Source organism: Paraburkholderia sp. RL17-347-BIC-D (assembly GCF_046027915.1).
GTDB lineage: Bacteria > Pseudomonadota > Gammaproteobacteria > Burkholderiales > Burkholderiaceae > Paraburkholderia.
On record NZ_JARESS010000003.1, the window covers coordinates 279,826 to 299,670 of the forward strand.

Below are 19,845 nucleotides of genomic sequence, written 5' to 3' on the forward strand. Positions count from 1 at the left end.
GCGAAAGCGCGCCAATAAAAAAGCCTGCCGTTTCGGGCAGGCCAAAAGAGATCCACACTCAATGCCTTGTGGGTACAAGGCAAGTACCAGTCTAGCCGCGCGGCACGCACCGCTGGTTTCAGCGGCTTTTACACATATTACGGCGCATGACGGCGCGCAGAACCGCGCCGCGCGCCGCCTCAGTCGGCGCGCCAATGCGAGCGAATGCGTTTGGCGAGCGCTTCGAGCGTGTCCGCGTCGGCGACATCGCGCGCATGCATACGCAGCGGCTGGCCTTCCCAGCGCGGGATCACGTGAAAATGCACATGCGGCACCGTTTGTCCCGCTGCCGCGCCGTTGAATTGTCCGATGAACACGCCGTCCGGCCGCAACGCTGCGCGCACCGCAATCGCGAGCTTCTGCGTCATGCGCATGCACGCCACCGTCGAAGCATCCGACAATTCAAAAATCTCCGCGGCGGCTTCCTTCGGCACCACCAGTAGATGGCCGTCGGCTTGCGGCATGAGGTCCATGAAGGCGAGGGCGGCATCGGTTTCGGCCACCTTGATGCAGGGTAGTTCGCCACGCAGAATCCTTGCGAAGGGATTGCTGTCGTCGTAGTTCATCGCGTTCCTCTCATGGTGGATGGTCATATCGGGTAAAGCGCTGTTGCCGATATTGTCCACCACATGTGTTACATCACGCGCGCCGCGCGTTTGATCGCTTGCGGCGGCTGACCATACGCGCGCAGAAAGGCGCGCCGCATCCGTTCGGTATCGACGAAACCGGTTTCCGCGGCTACCGCCTCCATGGAATGGCGGCCCGCTTCCAGCATGGCGCGCGCGGCTTCGACGCGCAATGCCTCGATGGCTTTGGCCGGCGATTGACGGGTTTCGTCGCGAAACGCGCGGCTGAACTGGCGCGGGCTGAGATGCGCGACGTCGGCGAGCTGTTCGACCGTCAACGGCTCGCGCAGATGGCTTTTGGCGTAAGAGAGCGCGTTCTGGATGCGGTCGGATTTCGGCTCCAGGTCCAGCATGGCCGAGAACTGGGACTGGCCGCCAGTGCGGCGGTGATACACCACGAGCTTCTTGGCGATCGCGCGCGACACCTCCATGCCGAGATCGTTTTCAACGAGCGCCAGACACAGATCGATGCACGCTGTCATGCCGGCCGACGTCCACACCGACCCGTCGATGATAAAGATGCGGTCCTCGTCCACGCGCGTTTGCGGAAAGCGCCGCTGCAGATCGCGAGCGTGAATCCAATGGGTCGTGGCGTGGCGGCCGTCGAGAATCCCGGCCTCGGCCAGCACGAACGCGCCGGTGCAGATGCTGGCGGTGCGTCGCGACGCGGCGAGCGCCTCGTTCAGAAACGCCAGCAATCCCGGCGACGACGGCGCGATCTGCATCGCGCCAGTGACCACCACGGTGTCATACGCCGGATCGTCGAACGGGCGGGTGGCGATCTCCACGCCCGCCGAGCTGCGCACCATGCCGCCATGCTCGGAAATGACCTCCACGTCGTACTCAGGCTGGCCGGCCTCCAGGTTGGCCAGCTCGAAGATCGAGACCGCGACCATATCGAGGATCTGGAAGCCGGGAAAAACCACCACACCGACGTGTCTCATTGCGATGTCCTAAAACGAGGTAAATACGACATTTGAGACGACAGGCTACGCGCCTAGACTTGCTTCGTCAACACCGCAATACCGCAAACAACGGCGCGGTGGCGGAGGTTTCCCGGTTTTCCCAATCATTCATCGGACAGGGCACAGGCGCGAGGCGCCACGCCCGCAAGGAGCGATTCAAATGGCAACGCAAGCAGGCAAAGGAACGGCATTGGTGACGGGCGCATCGTCGGGGATCGGCGCGGTGTATGCGGACCGCCTTGCGCGGCGCGGCTACGACCTGATTCTGGTGGCGCGCGACGTCGAGCGGCTGAACAGTCTGGCCGATCGTCTGAAGACGGAAACCGGCCGCCATGTCGAGACGATCGGCGCGGACCTCACTGTCAAAGCCGACGTGCGCCGCATCGAAGAACGGCTGCGCGCGGACCGTGGCATCACGATGCTGGTCAACAACGCGGGCGTCGGCGCGACCGCCTCGCTGATCGACTCGAACGTGGACGAGCTCGAAAAAATGATCGACCTGAACGTGACCGCGCTCACGCGCCTGACGGCGGCGGTCGTGCCGGGCCTGGTGGAGCGGGGCAACGGCATCGTGATCAATATTTCGTCGATCGTGGCGCTGTCGCCGGAAACGTTGAACGGCACTTACAGCGGCACCAAGGCCTACGTGCTCAACCTGACGCAGTCGCTGCATCACGAAGTGGGCGGCAAGGGTGTGCAGTTGCAGGCGGTTTTGCCGGGCGCGACCAGCACCGCATTCTGGGACCGCGCGGGCCTCGCGGTCGAACATCTGCCGCAACAGATCGTGATGACCGCCGAAGACATGGTGGACGCCGCGCTCGCCGGCCTCGACCAGGGCGAACTGGTGACGATTCCGTCGTTGCCGGACGCGGCGGACTGGGAGCGCTTCAACAGCGCACGTCAGCAGCTGCAGCCGAACCTGTCGCACAAGCTGCCGGCCGCACGCTACACGAGCGGCGCCGCCACGGCATAAAGCCGAGCGGGCGGAAAGCCTTAGCGCCAGTCAGTCGACACGTCGTCGGGATCGACCAGCGTCAATCCCGACGACGGCAGCGGCAGCGCCGTCTTGTAACGCACCTGCTTGAGCGCAAAGCTCGAGCGAATATTGGAGATGCCCGGAATCTTCGTCAGATGATCGACGATGAAGCGCTCCAGCGTCTGCATATCCGGCATCACCACGCGCAGGAGATAGTCGGCGTCGCCCGTCATCAGGTAGCACTCCATCACCTCGGGACGCTCCGAGATCGCCTGTTCGAAGCGCAGCAGCGCGTCTTCCACCTGCTTTTCCAGACTCACCTGAATGAAGACGTTGATGCGCAGCCCGAGCGGCTCCGGGTTCAGCAACGTGACCTGCTGCTTGAACAGACCGAGCTTTTCGAGCGCCCGCACGCGGTTGAAGCACGGCGTGGGCGACAGGTTCACCGAGCGCGCCAGATCCGCATTGGTGATGCGCGCGTTCTGCTGCAACTGGCTCAGGATGCCGATGTCGATGCGGTCGAGCCGTCTAGGCGGTGTGGTCATAGATGAAATATTCCGTCATGCGGGCAAAATTCGGAATAAATAGCCTATCGCAGCGCGGGATCACAAGCAAATGAGACGCTCATTTTGTGGGCACATGGTTACCATTGACTCACTCGATCTTGAACCGAACGCGTCGATGCGGGAGTGGTGCCATGACAGATTTGTCCAGCGGTAGCGAGCAGTTGAAGTCGTTGAATGCGCAGCGTGTTGAAAGCGCGGAGCAGGCGGACACCGATCCGCAGGAAACCGCCGAGTGGCTGGAAGCGCTCGACGCGGTCGTCGCGCATGTCGGCCGCGACCGCGCGCAATTTCTTTTCGACAAACTTGCGAGCCATGCGCTTTCGCTGGGTGTTGAATCGGCGCGCACCAACGTCACGCCGTACCAGAACACGATCCCGTTCGAGCAACAGCCGCGCTATCCGGGCAATCTCGAACTCGAAGAACGGCTCGCCGCCGCGCTGCGCTGGAATGCGCTCGCAATGGTGGTGCGCGCGAACCAGGCCTACGGCGAACTCGGCGGGCATATTGCGAGTTACGCGTCGGCGGCGGATCTGTTCGAGGTCGGCTTCAACCATTTTTTTCGCGCGGCCGTACCTGGCGGGGAAGACGGCACGGGCGATCTCGTGTATTTCCAGCCGCATTCGTCGCCGGGTGTTTATGCGCGGGCTTACCTCGAAGGCTTTCTCTCGGAGGAAAACCTCCAGCACTACCGTCGCGAGATCGGCGGACCGGGCTTGTGCTCGTATCCTCATCCGTGGCTGATGCCGGACTTCTGGCAGTTCCCGACCGGCTCGATGGGCATCGGCCCGATCAACGCGATTTATCAAGCGCGTTTCATGCGCTACCTGGCCAATCGCGGCCTCGTGCAAACAGAAGGCCGCAAGGTGTGGGGCTTTTTCGGCGACGGCGAAATGGATGAGCCGGAATCGACCGGCGCGCTCTCGCTGGCTGCGCGCGAGGGGCTCGACAACCTCGTGTTCGTGATCAACTGCAATCTGCAGCGGCTCGACGGTCCGGTGCGCAGCAACGGCCGCATCATCGATGAACTGGAAGCGCACTTCATCGGCGCCGGCTGGAATGTAATCAAAGTAGTGTGGGGCTCGGACTGGGACGCGCTGTTTTCGCGCGATCGCACCGGCGCCTTGCTGCGCGCGTTCGCGCATACCGTGGACGGCCAGTTCCAGACCTTCTCTGCCAACGACGGTGCGTACAACCGCGAACGCTTCTTCGGCCAGAATCCGGAGCTTGCCGCGCTCGCCGCCCAATTGAGCGATGACGACATCGACCGCCTGCGTCGCGGCGGCCACGACGTGCGCAAACTGCACGCGGCCTATGCGAAGGCGCTCGACCATCGCGGCCAGCCGACGGTGATTCTCGCGAAGACGATGAAGGGCTTCGGCATGGGCACGTCGGGCCAAGGCCGCATGACCACGCATCAGCAAAAGAAACTTGGCTTCGACGACCTCAAGGCGTTTCGCGATCGCTTCCGCCTGCCGCTCACGGACGAGGACGTCGAACAGGTGAAGTTCTACAAACCCGCGGAAGACAGCCCGGAAATGCAATACCTGCATGCACGCCGGGCGGCTCTCGGAGGCTATCTGCCCAGAAGGCGGAGAGTTGCATCGAAGCGGCTGACCGTCCCGCCGGTGTCCTCCTGGGGGCAATTCGCGCTGGACGCGAACGGCCGCGACATGTCCACGACAATGGCGCTGGTCCGCATGCTGACCGCGCTGCTCAAGGACGGGGAAGTGGGCCCGCGCGTGGTGCCGATCGTCGCCGACGAGGCGCGCACCTTCGGCATGGCGAACATGTTCCGCCAGGTCGGTATCTATTCGCCGCTCGGGCAGTTGTACGAGCCGGAAGATCTCGGCTCGATGCTTTACTACCGTGAGGATACGAAAGGCCAGATCCTGGAAGAGGGCATTTCGGAAGCCGGCGCGGTGTCGTCGTGGATCGCGGCGGCGACGTCGTACAGCGTGCACGATCTGCCGATGCTGCCGTTCTACATCTACTACTCGATGTTCGGCTTCCAGCGCATCGGTGATCTGATCTGGGCTGCGGCGGATCAACGTGCGCGCGGTTTCCTGATCGGCGCGACGTCGGGCAAGACGACGCTCGGCGGCGAGGGGTTGCAGCATCAGGACGGCTCGAGCCATCTGGCGGCATCGACGATTCCGAACTGCCGCGCTTACGACCCGGCGTTCGCGTACGAGGTTGCCGCGATCGTCGACGAGGGCATGCGGGAGATGGTCGAGCAGCAGCGCGACGTGTTCTATTACGTCACGGTGATGAACGAGAACTACGCGCAGCCTTCGGTGCCGGGCGGCGACTTGCCGGCGTTGCGCGAAGGGATTCTCAAGGGCATTTATCCGCTGACGACGCAAACTCAGGAGCAGGAGAGCATGCAAGCTCGGGTGCAATTGCTCGGCGCGGGTGCGATTCTCGGTGAAGTGATTGCGGCTCAGCAGATGTTGAAGGACGACTGGCGGATCGACGCTGCAGTGTGGAGCGTGACGAGCTTCACCGAGTTGCAACGCGACGGCATGGCGGCAGAACGGCTCGCGCGTCTTGGCGAAGCGACTTCGGCGCCGTACGTCACGCAAGCGCTCGAAGCGTCGCAAGGCCCGGTCATCGCCGCCACGGATTATGTTCGTGCCGTGCCCGAACTGATTCGCGCATACGTGCCACGCCGTTATGTGACGCTCGGTACCGACGGTTTCGGCCGCAGCGACACGCGTCAGGCGTTGCGTGAATTCTTCGAAGTGGACCGCAAGGCGATCGTGATCGCCGCGCTGAAGGCGCTGGCCGACGAGGGCGCCATCGACACAAGCGTGCTTGTTGAAGCACGCAGCAAGTACCTCGGCGACGCAGCGGTCGGCGCAGCGTCCTGGCAATGCTAGAAAAGCGCATGCGTTAGAAACCGACTAACGCACTGCTGCTGCTATCGCTGCAAGTGAAAACGCGCCCTGCAAAGGGCGCGCTTTCATTGCACGGTAGTAGAACCGCATCCGCAACGATCAATCGCTGACCGCCACCTGATTCTTCCCATCCCGCTTCGCTCGATACAGACCGACGTCAGCCGCTTCGATCAGCTTCGTCACCGGCTCGGCGGCCGAAGGCACGAGCGTTGCCGCGCCGATGCTGATCGTCACGCCGCCGGTCGCGGAGCCCGCATGCGGAATCGCCAGCCCTTCGATTGCAATGCGGATCTTTTCCGCGAGCAGACGCAAGCCGCCCGCCGACGTGCCCGGCACCACCACCGCGAACTCTTCGCCACCGAAGCGCGCCGCGAGATCGGCCGAGCGTCCGAGGCACGATTCGACGGTTTGCGCGACCCGCTTGAGCACTTCGTCGCCGGCGACGTGCCCGTAGGTATCGTTGTACGCCTTGAAGTTATCCACATCGATCATCAGAAAGCCGAGGCCGGTCTTGTCGCGCGTGCTGCGACGCCATTCGGCAGCCAGATATTGATCGAGGTAGCGGCGATTCGACAGGCCCGTCAGGCCGTCCGAATGCGTGAGCCGCTGCAACTCCAGATTCGTCGCGAGCAATTGTTGCTGCGATTGACGCAGCGCCTTGTAGGCCTCGTCGCGTTGAATCAGGTTCAGATACGAGCGCGAGTGATAGCGGATGCGCGCGATCAACTCGATGCGGTCCGGCAGCTTCACCAGATAATCGTTGGCACCGGCGGCGAAGGCCGCGCTTTTCACGAGCGGCTCTTCCTTGGTCGACAGCACGATGATCGGAATGTCGCGCGTCGCCGGATTCTGCCGGTATTGGCGCACGAGGGTGAGACCGTCCGTGCCCGGCATCACGAGGTCTTGAAGGATCACCGTCGCGCGCGTTTCCGCAGCGCAGCGCAGTGCGTCTTCAGGCGACGCGCAGTAGTGAAAGTCGACGCTCGCTTCGTCGGCCAGCGCCTGGCGAATCGCCTCGGCGATGATCGCCTGGTCGTCGACCAGCAACACCATGATCGGGCACTCCGCCGCGGGCGGATTGCCGAGGATGCGCGCCAAAGCGTCATCGATCGCGAGATTGGGAGCGTCCGCCGCGTCCGACGCGAAGTCCTGCGCGGCGGTGTTCTGATGCGGTTTAGGAGTGTCCATGTTGTTCAGCCAGAATGAATGTGAGTGAATCGAAGCGGCTCATCGGCGGCGAGTGAGCGGCTAGCGCGAGTTGACCGCCGTCGCAAGTGCGGCGGCGATGCGCGGCAACGGCAGGATCGCGGCGGCGGCGTCGAGCGCCGCGGCCGCTTTCGGCATGCCATACACGGCGCTGGTCGCCTCGTCCTGCGCGATCGTGTGATAGCCCTTGGTGCGCATCGCCTTGAGGCCGATCGCGCCGTCGCGGCCCATGCCGGTGAGCAGCACGCCGACCGCGCGCGCCGGCCAGCGCGCCACCACGCTGTGAAAAAACACGTCGACGGAAGGCCGGTAAGGCGTCTCTTCCGGCACGGGCGTGTAGCCGAGCACGTTGGGCAATTTCAGATGCAGATGATCGTCGGTGGCGGCGAGCAACGCGACGCCCGCTTGCGGCCGGTCGCCTTCGCGGGCGATTCGCACGGGCAACGCCGATTGCTGGTTCAGCCAGTCCGCCATGCCGGCGGCGAACGCCGCATCGACGTGCTGCACGATGACGATGGCCGCCGCAAAATCCTTCGGCAAACCGGCGAGCAGCGTGGCAAGCGCCGCCGGTCCGCCCGCCGATGCGCCGATCGCCACCAGCGGCGTGTCGCGGCTCGTCAAGCAGGCGGGCGTTGCCGCGGCCGCCGCGCCGGGCGCATTGCGTTCCTTGACGAGCGCCGCGATGCGGTCGATCTTCGCGATCAGCGTGGCGATGCTCTTGTGCGCATCGGGACCGCTCAGCGAGGGCGTATCGACGGCGTCGAGCGCGCCCGCGCCCATCGCTTCATAAACGCGCCACGCGTTCGCGCCCACATCGACGGTAACGATCAGGATCGCGCAGGGCGCGCGCGCCATGATGCGGCGCGTGGCCTCGATCCCGTCGACGTTCGGCATCACCAGATCCATCAGCACGATGTCGGGCCGCTGCGCGGTGCAGAAATCGACCGCCTGCTGGCCGTCCTGCGCGATCCACAGCACCTCGAAGTCGTGGCGCGCCGCGAGCGCTCGGCGCAGCGCCTCGACGGCGAGCGGCATGTCGTTGACGATTCCGATTTTCATCCGTTTTACCCGTGGGTTTAACCGTAAGCTTCGCCGATCAGATCACGCACCGCATCGAGCAGTGCTTCGTCATGAAAACTGCCTTTCGCCAGATAGTAGTCCGCGCCCGCGTTCAGGCCGGCGCGACGGTCCTCTTCACGGTCCTTGTACGACACGATCATCACCGGCAGCGACTGCAATTGCGGATCGCGTTTGATGAGCGTGACCAGCTCGATACCGTCCATGCGCGGCATGTCGATATCGGTGATGACGAGGTCGAAGCGCTCGCCGCGCACGGCGTTCCAGCCGTCCATGCCGTCGACGGCGATCGTCACGTCATAACCGCGCGTGGCCAGCAGCTTGCGTTCGAGTTCGCGCACGGTGAGCGAATCGTCGACCACCAGCACGCGGCGCGTGGCGCGCTGAGCCGCATGCGCGACGCCATGTTGCGTATGCTTGAGATCGCCGCCCGCGACGAGCCTTTCGACGGAGCGCAGCCAGTCGTCGACGTCGGCGATCAGCACCGGATCGCCGTTCTCCATCAGCGCGCCGGCGGTGATGTTGCGGATTTTGCCGAGACGAGGATCGAGCGGTTGCACCACCAGCATCCGCTCGCCGAGAAAACGGTCGACCACCACGCCATAGGTTTGCGGGCCGTCGCCGATCACGATCATGCTGACGGTGCCGCTTTCATCCGCGGGCGGCGCGGTGTCGAGAATCTGATGCGCAGTGACCACGCCGATGCGCCGGCCGGAAAACGCGATGTGCTGATGACCTTCGAGCAACTCGATCTCCGCGCGGCTCACGTGCAGCGTGCGGTTCACATGCGCGAGCGGCACCGCGTATGGCTCGCCCGCGACTTCGACCAACAGACTGCGGATCACCGAGAGCGTCAGCGGTAACTGCAATTGCACGCGCGTGCCAAGGCCGGGTTCCTGCGTGATCCGCACCGTGCCGCGCACGCGTTTGACGACGTCGTGCACCGCGTCGAGTCCGACGCCGCGGCCCGAGACCTCGGTCACCTGATCGCGTAGCGAGAAGCCCGGCAAGAACAGGAATTCGAGCAGCTCGGCTTCGGACAGACGCGCGGCCGTTTCGTCGCTCGCGAGTTTCTTGCGGACGATCGACGCGCGCAAGGCGTCGAGGTCGATGCCCGCGCCGTCGTCGGAAACGGTGATGAGCAGCGCGCCGGCTGTGTGACGCGCGTCGAGCGTGAGCGTGCCTTCTTCCGGCTTGCCGCACGCGAGGCGCACGGCGGGTGTTTCGATGCCGTGGTCGAGCGCGTTGCGCAGCATATGGCCCAGGGGCGCTTCGAGCAGATCGAGAATGTCGCGGTCCACCTGAGTCGATTCGCCGACCAGCGCCCAACGCACCTTCTTGCCGAGCGAACGCGCGACGTCGCGCACCATTCGCGCGAGTCCGCCGGTGCCGTCGCCGAATGGGCGCATGCGGCATTGCAGGGCGGCGTCGTAGAGTTGCTGCGACAGATGGGTCGAGCGGCGGTCGAAGCTTTCCAGATCGGCGAGACGTTCGGCCAGCAGATGCTGCGATTCGGCGGTGAGGCGGCGAACTTCTTCAAGCGCGGCTTGCGCGCGCGGATCGAGCTTGAGGTCGGCGAGCGTTTCGTGCAGTTGATCCAGCGCGCGAGTGCTGTCGCGTTGGACTCGCTTGACGCGCAGCATCGATTGCGCGAAGGGTTTTAGCCAGCGCGATTCGACCAGTGATTCGCCGGATAGCGACAGCAGGCGGTCGAGGTTGTCGGCGCGCACGCGTAGCATGCGGCCGGGTTCGGCGGTTGTGGTGCTTGTGCCTCGCGCGCTGTTCGACGCGGGTGTCGTGGCAGGCGTACCGTCCGGTGTGGGCGGTGGCGCGGTGGAGGCCGGTGTCGCTTCGGCGCGCAGCGCATCGGCTAGCAGATTGAATGCGGCGTCCGGGTCTGCGTGTGCGTCCGAATTTGAGCCCGAAGGTAGCGAGGCGACTGAGGCCGTTAGCGGTTCGGCGGCAGTGCTGCACGCGGGTTCAAACGGCGCGGCTGCCGGCGGCGCCACATCCCGCCGCACCGCCACGCCATGCGGCACCACGCCCGCCATACGCGCCTGCAACGACGCCACACATGTGCCGACCGCGTCACGCGCCGACTCGTCTTCATCATTGCCGATGTGCGCGACGATATCCACCCCACGCAGCAACTCGTCGATCCATGCGACGTCGAGCAACGCACGCCCTTCCTGCGCGGCGACGAAGCAATCCTCCATGGCATGCGCGAGTTCGACGCCGACCTGCACGCCGACGATACGCGCCGCGCCCTTCAACGAATGCGCGGCCCGCATGCAGGCCTCGAGCGCACCGGCATCGCGCGGTGCACGATCGAGCGCGAGCAGGCCATCGTTGAGCACGCGTGCCTGCGTGCGCGCCTCCTCGCGGAACAGATCGATCAGCGACGGGCGGCGTGGATCGTCCGTCATCCGAGACTCCGGTTCAAGGTGTCGAAGAGTGCGTCGGCGTCGAGCAGGCCGACGCTCATGCCGCGCCACGGCGCGACTGCGCGCGTATGCGCGGCCGCCGCTTGCGAAAGCGTGGCGGGCGGCAAGCAAAAGCTGGCCGTCGCGATCCGGTGCACGCCGTCGACCTGATCCACCGGGAACACCGCGTGTTCTTCAGCGCGTGAGACCACCAGCAAACGCGGCAGATTGTGACGCGCGCGATCGTCGCGTGCGGCGGCGTCGGCTTCAAAACCGAGCAGGTGCGCGAGCGACAGACACACCAGCAATTCGCCTTGCACATTCACCACGCCCAGCACCGCGCGATGCTGCCGATGCGGCAACGTATGAATCGGCCGCGTCTGCACGATGCGTTTGAAGATCGGCGTGGGCAGCGCCAGCCATTCCTCGCCGATGCGAAAGACGAGGAACGATTCGCTTGCGCCTTGCACATTCTGCTGCGATTGCACCGGCGCGCGCAGGTCGTGCTGCGAGAGATCCACCGACGGAATCGGCCGTTCCAGCAGTTTGGCTGCGGCCGTTTCGAACACCGGACAATTCAGGCAGCGCACGTATTCGACAAGACGCTCGCACGACGAATCGCCGCGCACGCCGATGCGGTTCCAGCAATCGTCGAAGGTCACCGTCTGCGTGTCAGCCACGTTGCGCCCCTTGCGCGCGCGACACGCGTTGCATTAGCAGGCGTGCGCCGTCGCGATCGCCTTCGAGTTCGAGCAAGGTCGCGAGATGCGCGAGCGCTTCCGCATGCTGAGGGTCGAGATACAGCGCCTTGCGATACTGGCTGCGTGCGAGGTTCGCATCACCGTTGGCATCGGCCAGGACGCCGAGCAGATAAAACGCATCGGCGTGCGGGGCGTGGTGTTCCAGATAGGCGTTGATCGCCGTGGCGGCTTCCGCGAGGCGGCCGGCGTCGGCTAGCGCGTGCGCGGCTTTCAATGTGTCGCGTGCTGCGTTGGCCGCCGGCGACAGCGGGTTGTGTGCCGGCGGCGGAGCGGGCGTCGACGTCTCGCGCATGTACGGCGCGACGCTGTCACGTGGCGTGAACGGCGTCACACCATTGAACGGCGTGCGCGCAACCGGATCGGGCCACGCGAAAGGCTGCGCGGAAAACACACGTGGAGGAGCAAGCGCCGGCACCTGTGAACGCGTCATCGCGAGCGCGGCAGCAGTGGCGAGCGGCGCAGTGTGCCAGCTATTCAACTGCGCTTCCTCGGGCGCGCCGCGATGAAACGCGAACGCCAGTGGGATCTTCGCGGACTGCATGCCGTAACGCATCAGCAGCCCGGTTTCCGCGGGGCCGACGAACAGCGTGCCGTTTTCGGCGAGCACGCTATTGAGCGCCTGCAAGGCTTTTTGCTGCGCGTCGCGGTCGAAGTAAATCAGCACGTTGCGGCAGAACACGAAGTCGTAGACGCCAAGCGACGATGCATCGAACTGCATCAGATTGGCGCGCGAAAAACGCACTGCGTCGACCACGCGCGGCGCGAGACGCCAGCCGTCTTCGGTGCGCGTGAAGTGCGCGTCGCGAAACGGAAACGCATTGCCGCGAAACGAATTGCGTCCGTAGACAGCGCGTTGCGCGACGGCGAGCGAACGGTCGCTGATATCCATTGCGTCGATGCGCAACTGCGCGGCGTCGATGCCTGAGTCGAGCAGCGTCATCGCGATCGTGTACGGTTCTTCGCCGGTCGAGCAGGGCAGACTCAGGACGCGTAGCGGCAATGCGTTACCGCGCTCGGCGAGACGCTCATGCGCGAGCCGCGCGAGTGCCTTGAACGCGTCGGCGTCGCGGTAGAACCAGGTTTCCGGCACGACGACCGTTTCGATCAGCGCCTGCACCATCGAAGGCGAACATTGCGCGGCTTCCCAATAGTCGGCGAGCGTGGCTTCGGCGTGACCGTCCGCACACCACGCTGCCGCGCGCTGGTCGACCGCGCGCTCAATCGCACTATGGCCGAGCGATGCCGCATCGAGCCCGATGGTCCGATGCAACAGCTCCGCAAAGCGTCGATAGAGCGGTGCGTTGTCGTGCTGCGCGTTCATGCGTGCGCCTCGGGAAAGAGGAGCGCTTTGACGTCGTCGGGCAGCAGATGCTCGACGCGGATCCACTGCACGAGGCCACCCGCTTCACTCGCGACCGGGCCGAGATAACGCGCGTGCGGCATGTCGAGACCGGCATCCTGAAACGCCGCCACATCCAGACGAATGGTGCGCGTCGCGCCTTCGAGCAGCAGCGCGAGCAAGCGCGTCGTGCCGGGAAGCGGATAGCGCACCAGCACGATACGCGTCGACATCAGTTGCGCGGCGGGACGGCCGAGCGCGAGTGCCGGCAGATCGATCAACGGCAGCGGCGCGCCTTCGTGATCGAGCACGCCCGCCACCCACGACGGCGCGCCGGGGATTGTCTTCGGCGGCGACTGCGGCGTGAGCGGCATCAGACGCTCCACCTGTGTCGCGTCGATCACATACCGTTCGCTATCGAGCGTGAAGAGGATGAAGAGCATCGACGTGTGCGTGGGCGGTGGAAGGGCGTGCGACTGTCGGCTTCGATCAGCGCGCCGTGGCGCGTCAGGCCGTCACCTTGAAGCGCGACACGCCCGTGCGCAGACTGTTGGCGACGTGCGTCAGATCGTCGATCGCCTGGGTCGACTGACGCAGCGATTCCGCCGTCTGCTGGGCGGCCTCCGAGAGCTGCGTCAGCGCCTGGGTGATCTGCTCGGCGCCGGTGGCTTGCGTCTGCATGCCTTCGTTGACCATCGAGAAGCGCGGCGCGAGTTGCTGCACCTGCTGGATGATCTGCGTGAGATGACCGCCGACGTTCTGCACGTCGAGCATGCCACGCCGCACTTCTTCGGAGAACTTGTCCATGCCCATCACGCCGGCGGCCACTGCGGACTGGATCTCCTTGACCATCTGTTCGATGTCGTAAGTCGCCACAGCGGTCTGATCGGCGAGGCGGCGGATCTCCGTTGCCACGACCGCGAAGCCGCGGCCGTATTCGCCGGCTTTCTCCGCTTCGATCGCCGCGTTCAGCGAGAGCAGGTTGGTCTGGTCCGCGACCTTGGTAATGGTGGCGACGACCTGGTTGATGTTGCTGGCCTTCTCGTTGAGGATTGCGAGCTTCGCGTTGACCGAGCCGGCCGCTTCCATCACAAGACGCATGGTCTCTTCCATGCGCGCGAGACCGGCGTGGCCGGTGCCCGCGAGCGCCGCCGACTGGCCGGCCACTTCCGAGACTTCGTTCATGGTGCGCAGCAGGTCGCGCGAGGTCGCGAAGATTTCACGCGAGGTTGCGCCGATCTCGGTGGTGGTCGCGGCGGTTTCGTTCGCGGTGGCTTGCTGCTCGCGTGAGGTCGCGGCGATTTCCGTCACCGATGTCGTCACCTGTACCGCCGATTTTTGCGCCTGGCCGACCAGCGCGGTGAGTTCGTCGGTCATGCGGTTAAAGCCCGCTTCGAGCGCGCCGATTTCGTCGGCGCGATTCAGTTGCAGGCGCTGGGTCAGGTCGCCCGTGCGCATCACGTCGACGACTTGCAGCACTTTGGCCATCGGCGTGGTGACGGCGCGCAACAGCCAGTAACCGGCTAGCACGGCGACGACGACGGCGATCAGCAGCATCACCAGCATCACGATGCCGGTCGTCTCAACCGAGTTGCGGATGCTTTCAGCGGCCTGGTCGGCATAGCTCTTGTTGTCGTCGACCAGCTTGCGCACGGAGAGGCGGCCGGTTTCCCAGAGCGGCGTAAGTTGCGCGTTGAAGATGCGCTCGGCGTTGTCTTTCGATGCCGGCAGGTTGTCCAGCACCGAAGCCTGGATCGGCAGGTACTGCGCCTGTTGCTGGCGGAAATCGTTGAAGACCTCACGATCGACGTCGCGGACGATGGTCACGCCGTAGTCGTTGATAAGCTTCTGAAGCGTTTGCTGGGTTTCCTGCAAACGTGCGGTGTCGCGCTTGACGGAATCGGCGTCCGCGTCGACGTAGATGAGGCGTTGCGTGACGCTGTAGTTCTCGAACCAGGCCGCACGCATCGCGGTCGCGTAGTAGAGGCCGGGCATCGAGTCCTGCTGCTGGCTCTTCGCGTCGCGATCGATGCCGCCAAGCTGCTGGAAGGTGACGATTGCCATTGCCAGCATCACGATCAGCACGATCCCGAAGCTGCACAGAATCCGTTGCCGGATGGTCCATTGTTTCACGCGCACGCCCCTTACTTTTTTCGCTTGTCTCGACCCGTGTTGTCGACGTGGTCCGATCCTGCGATCGACGGGCCGGAGAGCTTGGCGAGTTGCCGGATTTATCCGACAGGTTATGCGGCGGATTTTACATTGATCGGTGGAATGGGGTAGCGGGTATCAGGCTGGATTGCGTGGAGGTGCCAGTGGTAGCGCTTGCGCGCGCATTGCCCCCGCAACGCCGCGTGCCGCGTTACATGGGTAATGTCCGGTTACCACTTGCAGCATCTATTTCTGCGCGCGCCAGCCACAATTTGTTCCATGCCTGAACGGCGGGGAGTCAAACATGAAAAAGATCGCAGTGGCGTTGGTGATGGTGGGAAGTCTGAGCGTGGCGGGTCAAGCGTCGGCGCACGGTAATGGCGGCGATGTCGTCGGTGCGCTGATCGGCGGCGCCGTGCTCGGGGCGGTGGTGACCTCGGCGCTGAATCCAGCGCCGGTGGTGGCTTACCAGCAGCCTGTGTATGCGCAGCCGGCGTATCAGCCCGCGCCGGTCTATGCGCAAGCGCCGCCGGGATACTGCTATGACCAATACCAACGTGCCTATGTGGCGTGCGGTGCGCCCCCGCAGCAGCAATACGGGTATCCGCAACCGCAGCCGGGTTGGTAATCAATCGTGGAGCGCGCGCATCTTTGCGCGCGCCACAGGCAAAAAGGCCGTCGTGTTAAGCGACGGCCTTTTCATTTCAAATGCGCGACTCAGTGCCTGTGATGCAGCCACTCCGCATAGTGAGTGTCGAGCCAGCGCTCGAGTCTTTGCGGCTTTGTCTTCTGGTGGTAGTGGGACGCGGCCCAGATAGCGACGCCGACCAGCAGCATGACAGCAGGCCCCAGCAGATAAGCGATCAACGATTCAGACATGGGAGCCTCCGTATCGAGTTGCGTCCACCCTACAGTTTAGGCGATGAAACGCGGGAGAAAAGGTCCATGTGATGCGATTTTGGCGGATGCTCATCCGTCCGTTATTCCTCACCTTTGAAACCTAGTGAGAAATTGAATTTACTATTTTGAACAATTAGTTGAGTTTGGAGTGATGGGTTTTGTGTACCATCATAATCTCTTGTTTCAAGGGCTAGGCACCCGACGCGGCCCGTTCAGGGCGTGCTGGTCGCCGCTCTACGTGCGCCTTCGATCTGCGCGTCCACAAAATCCGCCCATTGCTGCATGCCCCGACGCTGCTTCGCGTCATTTTCCGCGCTCGCGTCTTGCTTGATACGCTCGGGCATCTCAGCCGCACCCCGGTCTATTTCGCTCGAAGGCTGCGCGATCTCGCGTAGGTGCGCCGTTGCCGTGCGCCGGAAGTCATGCAGGACGAAATGCTCCACGTCGAGGCCGAGCGCCTTGACTGCCTGATTCAGCGTACTTTTGGCGATCGGCCGATCGTCGCCCCTGACGCTCGGGAATACGAACTTTCGGCTGGCCCGCGCTTGGTAAAGCTCGCGCAGCATGGAGACCGCCTGCTGCGAAAGCGGCACTTGCCGATCACGATCCTTTTTCAGACGCCCAGCGGGTATCGTCCATAGCGCTTTGTCCAGATCGAATTCGGCCCACGTCGATTCGACCAGGTCCGATTTGCGAACCATCGTCAGCACGAGCAAGTGCAGCGCCAATTTCAGAGGCCGACGAATGCTCGATGCGTCGATCGAGCGAAACATGGTGCCGATCTCGTCGCCCGAGAGCACTCGGGTGCGGCTGTCGAACGTGGCGATGGAGCGCGCCGGCACGACCTCGGCCGGGTTGCTGGCCGCGAGTTGACGGGCGATCAGATACTCGTAGAGACGCTTGACGACATTGCGCGTATGCAGCGCCATTTTCGGCGAACCGCGGCTTTTGATTCTGTCGCATATCGCAACGATGTCGTCGGCGGTGACGGCTTTGATCGGCATGTGGCCAATGGCGGGTAAAACATCCTTGTCGAGCGCGCGGCGCGTGGTGCGCCGGTATTCCTCCGACTTGCCCGCCATTTCCGTTGCGAGATAAAGCTCGGCGGCTTCGCGCAGGACATCGGCTTTGCTTTCCGCGCCGCGATCGCGCCGCGCCGTGGCGACCGGCGAGATGCCTTGCGCGACCATCTCCGCATATTTCTGTGCTTTGGCCCGCGCGACGCGCAGCGAGATCATCCGGTAGTCGCCGATCGTGGCGAGCGGTTGGCGTTTGCCGTTCAACGTGTAGCGGAAGCGCCAGATCTTGGTGCCGGTCGTCATGACCTCGATGACGAGGCCGCTGCCGTCAGCGACGCAATAACGGGTGGCGCGCGGTTCGAGCGCGCGGATCTGAGCTTCGGTGAGGGGGACGGCTAAGCGGGGCATGCTCGGATCGCTGATAGGCGGACAGCTGCGATTTTAAACCTTATGGAGTCTGTGTACCAAAGATTTGGCGAATTTTGGGTCAACGCAGCGGGATTCTTTGCTCGCAAATCTGTGGTTTGATTTACTCAGAAAGCCTTTATGGATATAACCTCAGAGCCCAATTCCCCAATCCCCGCTCACTTCCCAATACAGAACCTGCTAAAAATCACTCCGAGCAGGTCATCCGAACTAAATTCACCAGTAATCGAATTCAACTGATCCTGCGCGAGCCGCAGTTCCTCAGCGAACAAATCAAGCGCCTGCGAGTTCTGATCGGCGTGCGCTGCCGCAGTCGCCAGATGCTCCTCGGCGGCGCGCAGAGCAATCAGATGCCGCTCGCGCGCCAGATACACGCTTTCCACGCCCGCTTGCCAGCCGGCGATCCGCAGCAACTCGTCGCGCAACAGCGCAACACCATCGCCCTGTTTCGCCGACAGCCGCACTTCGCTCAGATCGAGATCCGCGTCGAGCGCCTGCGTCGTCGGCGCGAGGCCGGTCAGGTCCGTTTTGTTCAACACGCGCACGACCGGCACACCGCCCGGAAAACGCCCGGCGATCGCCTCGTCTTCAGCGGTCATGCCGGTGCGCGCATCGAGCAGATGCAGCACCACATCCGCGCGCTCGATTTCGCTCCATGTGCGCGCAATGCCGATCTTTTCGACTTCGTCCTCGGTATCGCGCAGGCCGGCTGTGTCGATCACGTGCAGCGGAATGCCTTCTATCTGAATCGTCTGCGCGACCTTGTCGCGCGTCGTGCCGGCGATCGGCGTGACGATGGCCAACTCCGCGCCGGCCAGCGCGTTCAGCAGCGACGATTTACCAACGTTCGGCTGCCCGGCCAGCACCACCGAGAGTCCTTCGCGCAACAACGCGCCTTGCCGTGCCTCGCTCAGCACGTGCGCGAGACGCTCGCGTATGCGCGTGAGCTTGCCGCGAGCGTCGGCGGCTTCGAGGAAGTCGATTTCTTCTTCGGGGAAGTCGAGCGTCGCTTCGACCAGCATGCGCAGCGTGATCACGTCTTCGACCAGCGCGTGAATGTCGCGCGAGAACGCGCCGTCGAGCGAGCGGCCCGCCGAACGCGCGGCAGCCTCGGTGCTGGCCTCGATCAGATCGGCAACCGCTTCGGCTTGCGCCAGATCCAGCTTGTCGTTGAGGAACGCGCGGCGCGTGAATTCGCCCGGTTCGGCCAGCCGCAAACCGAACGCGCGGCCGGCATCGATGCAACGCTGCAGCACGAGTTGCAGCACCACCGGACCGCCGTGGCCTTGCAGTTCGAGCACGTGTTCGCCGGTGTAGGAATGCGGTGCCGGAAAGTACAGCGCGATGCCGCGATCGAGCGCATTGCCGCTGGCGTCGAGAAACGGGACGTAGCTCGCATGGCGCGGCGCGAGTATCTGGCCGGTGAGCGTCTGCATCAGCGGCTGGGCGGCCGCCTCGCCCGCGCGGCCGAACGAAATCCGCACGACACCGATCCCTCCACGGCCGGGCGCGGTGGCAATGGCGACGATAGGATCGGAATCGGTGGTGAGCATAAAAAGCATGGCAAAACGGAGAGGAGGGCAGGGCGGCGCCGGGCAGCGTGGCGCGAGGCATTGTAACGCGGGCGCATCCGGCGACCGTGTCGCGAGGTTCTGATTGATGGCGGAAGCTGCATTATCCAAGCAGTTGGGATTTATCTCAAACAAGCTAGGATTACTACTGCGCTTCCTCAGACTAAATAGGACGCTGTAGGACGGTGAGATCGCGAACAGGCGCACCGGATAAGGAAAAAACACCAAAAAATACAAATTCCGCCGACGCTTTACCCAAAGCGCACTACAAGCTAAAAGTATCTCAAATACGCTAAAACTAAACTTGCCCGGTTGTCAACTGGTTGGACGTTGAATTGCACAATCCGGCTCATGCCGACCAACAAAGAAAAAGCCGCCTTCGCCAAACGGTTGAAGGACCTGCTGGAGCCGCTCAAGATTCGCGGCGGGACCAAGCTCGCCGAGCAATTCAATCTGCGCTACCGAGGCGAGCGCGAAGTGACGCCGCAAACCGCTCACAAGTGGTTATCCGGTACGACGATTCCCAAGCCCGATAAGTTGCGTACGTTAGCCGAATGGCTGAACGTCAAGGAGCATTGGCTGCACTACGGACCGTCGCCGGGCGTGAACGCCAGGCCGCTGGCGCGTGGCGAGAAATATCCGCCGTCGGCTGAAACGATCGAGCTCGCTTCCAAGATCGAGTCGCTCACGCCGAAAGACCGCTTTCTGGTCGAAGAGATGATCGTGCGTTTTTACGGCGAAGACGCGGAAGAAGAGTAACGGCGGCATCGCGTGAAGCGTTTACCCGCGAGCATCAAAAAAGCCGCCCGGTGCAAACCGGGCGGCTTTTCTTTTGCCGCTGTACCAGCCAGCTTTGACTGGGATCAGAGCCTGCAGAGAGCGGGCGTTGCCGCCCACCTCAGG

The 19,845-nt window shown here is 63.8% G+C and carries 17 protein-coding genes; 4 read left to right on the top strand and 13 right to left on the bottom strand.

The genetic code is table 11. The features are described from left to right. Positions 1 to 179: 179 nt before the first annotated feature. Both P0D96_RS06755 and P0D96_RS06760 read right to left on the bottom strand, forming a co-directional pair. On the bottom strand, positions 180 to 605 hold the full coding sequence (locus tag P0D96_RS06755; protein WP_106284957.1) for an HIT family protein: 426 nt from the start codon (positions 603 to 605) through the stop codon (positions 180 to 182). A 68-nt stretch (positions 606 to 673) separates the two neighbouring features. Next, on the bottom strand, positions 674 to 1,609 hold the full coding sequence (locus P0D96_RS06760; RefSeq protein ID WP_408176307.1) for a GlxA family transcriptional regulator: 936 nt from the start codon (positions 1,607 to 1,609) through the stop codon (positions 674 to 676). A 181-nt stretch (positions 1,610 to 1,790) separates the two neighbouring features. Here P0D96_RS06760 and P0D96_RS06765 point away from each other — a divergent pair, with 181 nt between their 5' ends. Continuing rightward, entirely contained in the window at positions 1,791 to 2,603 is an 813-nt protein-coding gene (locus P0D96_RS06765; RefSeq protein WP_408176306.1) for an SDR family NAD(P)-dependent oxidoreductase, read from the top strand. A gap of 20 nt (positions 2,604 to 2,623) precedes the next feature. Here the strand turns inward: P0D96_RS06765 and P0D96_RS06770 are convergent, their stop codons facing one another. Beyond that, positions 2,624 to 3,151 (bottom strand): Lrp/AsnC family transcriptional regulator, encoded by a 528-nt coding sequence (locus P0D96_RS06770; RefSeq protein WP_132376471.1) that lies wholly within the window; start codon positions 3,149 to 3,151, stop codon positions 2,624 to 2,626. Positions 3,152 to 3,303: 152 nt separating this feature from the next. On the opposite strand from P0D96_RS06770, the gene mdeB reads away from it, so the two are divergent. Continuing rightward, positions 3,304 to 6,051 (top strand): alpha-ketoglutarate dehydrogenase, encoded by a 2,748-nt coding sequence (gene mdeB / locus P0D96_RS06775; RefSeq protein ID WP_408312571.1) that lies wholly within the window; start codon positions 3,304 to 3,306, stop codon positions 6,049 to 6,051. 117 nt (positions 6,052 to 6,168) lie between these two features. On the opposite strand, the gene P0D96_RS06780 is transcribed toward mdeB, so the two are convergent. The 7 genes from P0D96_RS06780 to P0D96_RS06810 form a co-directional block, all read right to left on the bottom strand. Then, on the bottom strand, positions 6,169 to 7,257 hold the full coding sequence (locus P0D96_RS06780; RefSeq protein ID WP_408176303.1) for a diguanylate cyclase: 1,089 nt from the start codon (positions 7,255 to 7,257) through the stop codon (positions 6,169 to 6,171). Between the two features lie 60 nt (positions 7,258 to 7,317). Then, a complete protein-coding gene (locus P0D96_RS06785; RefSeq protein WP_408312574.1) occupies positions 7,318 to 8,334 on the bottom strand; it encodes a chemotaxis response regulator protein-glutamate methylesterase in 1,017 nt (338 codons plus the stop codon). Positions 8,335 to 8,351: 17 nt separating this feature from the next. Continuing rightward, positions 8,352 to 10,778 (bottom strand): hybrid sensor histidine kinase/response regulator, encoded by a 2,427-nt coding sequence (locus P0D96_RS06790; RefSeq protein ID WP_408312577.1) that lies wholly within the window; start codon positions 10,776 to 10,778, stop codon positions 8,352 to 8,354. Beyond that, the gene (locus tag P0D96_RS06795; protein ID WP_408312579.1) at positions 10,775 to 11,455 is read right to left on the bottom strand and encodes a chemotaxis protein CheW; all 681 of its coding nucleotides are present in this window, start codon (positions 11,453 to 11,455) and stop codon (positions 10,775 to 10,777) included. The genes P0D96_RS06790 and P0D96_RS06795 overlap by 4 nt, the downstream gene beginning before the upstream one ends. Continuing rightward, complete coding sequence (locus P0D96_RS06800) at positions 11,448 to 12,857, bottom strand: CheR family methyltransferase (RefSeq protein WP_408312582.1); 1,410 nt, start codon at positions 12,855 to 12,857, stop codon at positions 11,448 to 11,450. Before P0D96_RS06800 ends, P0D96_RS06795 begins: the two co-directional genes overlap by 8 nt. Beyond that, positions 12,854 to 13,318: a chemotaxis protein CheW gene (locus tag P0D96_RS06805; protein ID WP_408284553.1), complete on the bottom strand. Its 465-nt coding sequence runs from the start codon at positions 13,316 to 13,318 to the stop codon at positions 12,854 to 12,856. The genes P0D96_RS06800 and P0D96_RS06805 overlap by 4 nt, the downstream gene beginning before the upstream one ends. A gap of 64 nt (positions 13,319 to 13,382) precedes the next feature. Further along, complete coding sequence (locus tag P0D96_RS06810; protein ID WP_408176295.1) at positions 13,383 to 15,008, bottom strand: methyl-accepting chemotaxis protein; 1,626 nt, start codon at positions 15,006 to 15,008, stop codon at positions 13,383 to 13,385. A gap of 322 nt (positions 15,009 to 15,330) precedes the next feature. Between P0D96_RS06810 and P0D96_RS06815 the strand changes: the two genes are divergently transcribed. Next, on the top strand, positions 15,331 to 15,654 hold the full coding sequence (locus P0D96_RS06815; RefSeq protein ID WP_132376462.1) for an ecotin precursor: 324 nt from the start codon (positions 15,331 to 15,333) through the stop codon (positions 15,652 to 15,654). An 89-nt stretch (positions 15,655 to 15,743) separates the two neighbouring features. On the opposite strand, the gene P0D96_RS06820 is transcribed toward P0D96_RS06815, so the two are convergent. The 3 genes from P0D96_RS06820 to mnmE all read right to left on the bottom strand — a co-directional run bounded on the left by P0D96_RS06820 (position 15,744) and on the right by mnmE (position 18,924). Then, a complete protein-coding gene (locus P0D96_RS06820; protein WP_012434883.1) occupies positions 15,744 to 15,905 on the bottom strand; it encodes a hypothetical protein in 162 nt (53 codons plus the stop codon). Positions 15,906 to 16,138: 233 nt separating this feature from the next. Beyond that, positions 16,139 to 17,353, bottom strand: coding sequence for a tyrosine-type recombinase/integrase (locus tag P0D96_RS06825; RefSeq protein ID WP_408176294.1), 1,215 nt, complete (start codon positions 17,351 to 17,353; stop codon positions 16,139 to 16,141). Positions 17,354 to 17,529: 176 nt separating this feature from the next. Then, positions 17,530 to 18,924 (bottom strand): tRNA uridine-5-carboxymethylaminomethyl(34) synthesis GTPase MnmE, encoded by a 1,395-nt coding sequence (gene mnmE / locus P0D96_RS06830; protein WP_408312585.1) that lies wholly within the window; start codon positions 18,922 to 18,924, stop codon positions 17,530 to 17,532. Positions 18,925 to 19,293: 369 nt separating this feature from the next. Here mnmE and P0D96_RS06835 point away from each other — a divergent pair, with 369 nt between their 5' ends. Further along, entirely contained in the window at positions 19,294 to 19,701 is a 408-nt protein-coding gene (locus P0D96_RS06835) for a transcriptional regulator (protein WP_012434886.1), read from the top strand. Positions 19,702 to 19,845: the final 144 nt, after the last annotated feature.

What these genes read in the sequence shown, in the direction of transcription:
- P0D96_RS06825 (WP_408176294.1), bottom strand. Translation starts at nt 17,353, where the DNA reads ATGCCCCGCTTAGCCGTCCCCCTCACCGAAGCTCAGATCCGCGCGCTC.
- P0D96_RS06815 (WP_132376462.1), top strand. Translation starts at nt 15,331, where the DNA reads ATGAAAAAGATCGCAGTGGCGTTGGTGATGGTGGGAAGTCTGAGCGTG.
- P0D96_RS06820 (WP_012434883.1), bottom strand. Translation starts at nt 15,905, where the DNA reads ATGTCTGAATCGTTGATCGCTTATCTGCTGGGGCCTGCTGTCATGCTG.
- P0D96_RS06790 (WP_408312577.1), bottom strand. Translation starts at nt 10,778, where the DNA reads ATGACGGACGATCCACGCCGCCCGTCGCTGATCGATCTGTTCCGCGAG.
- mdeB (WP_408312571.1), top strand. Translation starts at nt 3,304, where the DNA reads ATGACAGATTTGTCCAGCGGTAGCGAGCAGTTGAAGTCGTTGAATGCG.
- mnmE (WP_408312585.1), bottom strand. Translation starts at nt 18,924, where the DNA reads ATGCTCACCACCGATTCCGATCCTATCGTCGCCATTGCCACCGCGCCC.
- P0D96_RS06755 (WP_106284957.1), bottom strand. Translation starts at nt 605, where the DNA reads ATGAACTACGACGACAGCAATCCCTTCGCAAGGATTCTGCGTGGCGAA.
- P0D96_RS06800 (WP_408312582.1), bottom strand. Translation starts at nt 12,857, where the DNA reads ATGAACGCGCAGCACGACAACGCACCGCTCTATCGACGCTTTGCGGAG.
- P0D96_RS06785 (WP_408312574.1), bottom strand. Translation starts at nt 8,334, where the DNA reads ATGAAAATCGGAATCGTCAACGACATGCCGCTCGCCGTCGAGGCGCTG.
- P0D96_RS06780 (WP_408176303.1), bottom strand. Translation starts at nt 7,257, where the DNA reads ATGGACACTCCTAAACCGCATCAGAACACCGCCGCGCAGGACTTCGCG.
- P0D96_RS06835 (WP_012434886.1), top strand. Translation starts at nt 19,294, where the DNA reads ATGCCGACCAACAAAGAAAAAGCCGCCTTCGCCAAACGGTTGAAGGAC.
- P0D96_RS06760 (WP_408176307.1), bottom strand. Translation starts at nt 1,609, where the DNA reads ATGAGACACGTCGGTGTGGTGGTTTTTCCCGGCTTCCAGATCCTCGAT.
- P0D96_RS06805 (WP_408284553.1), bottom strand. Translation starts at nt 13,318, where the DNA reads ATGCTCTTCATCCTCTTCACGCTCGATAGCGAACGGTATGTGATCGAC.
- P0D96_RS06770 (WP_132376471.1), bottom strand. Translation starts at nt 3,151, where the DNA reads ATGACCACACCGCCTAGACGGCTCGACCGCATCGACATCGGCATCCTG.
- P0D96_RS06765 (WP_408176306.1), top strand. Translation starts at nt 1,791, where the DNA reads ATGGCAACGCAAGCAGGCAAAGGAACGGCATTGGTGACGGGCGCATCG.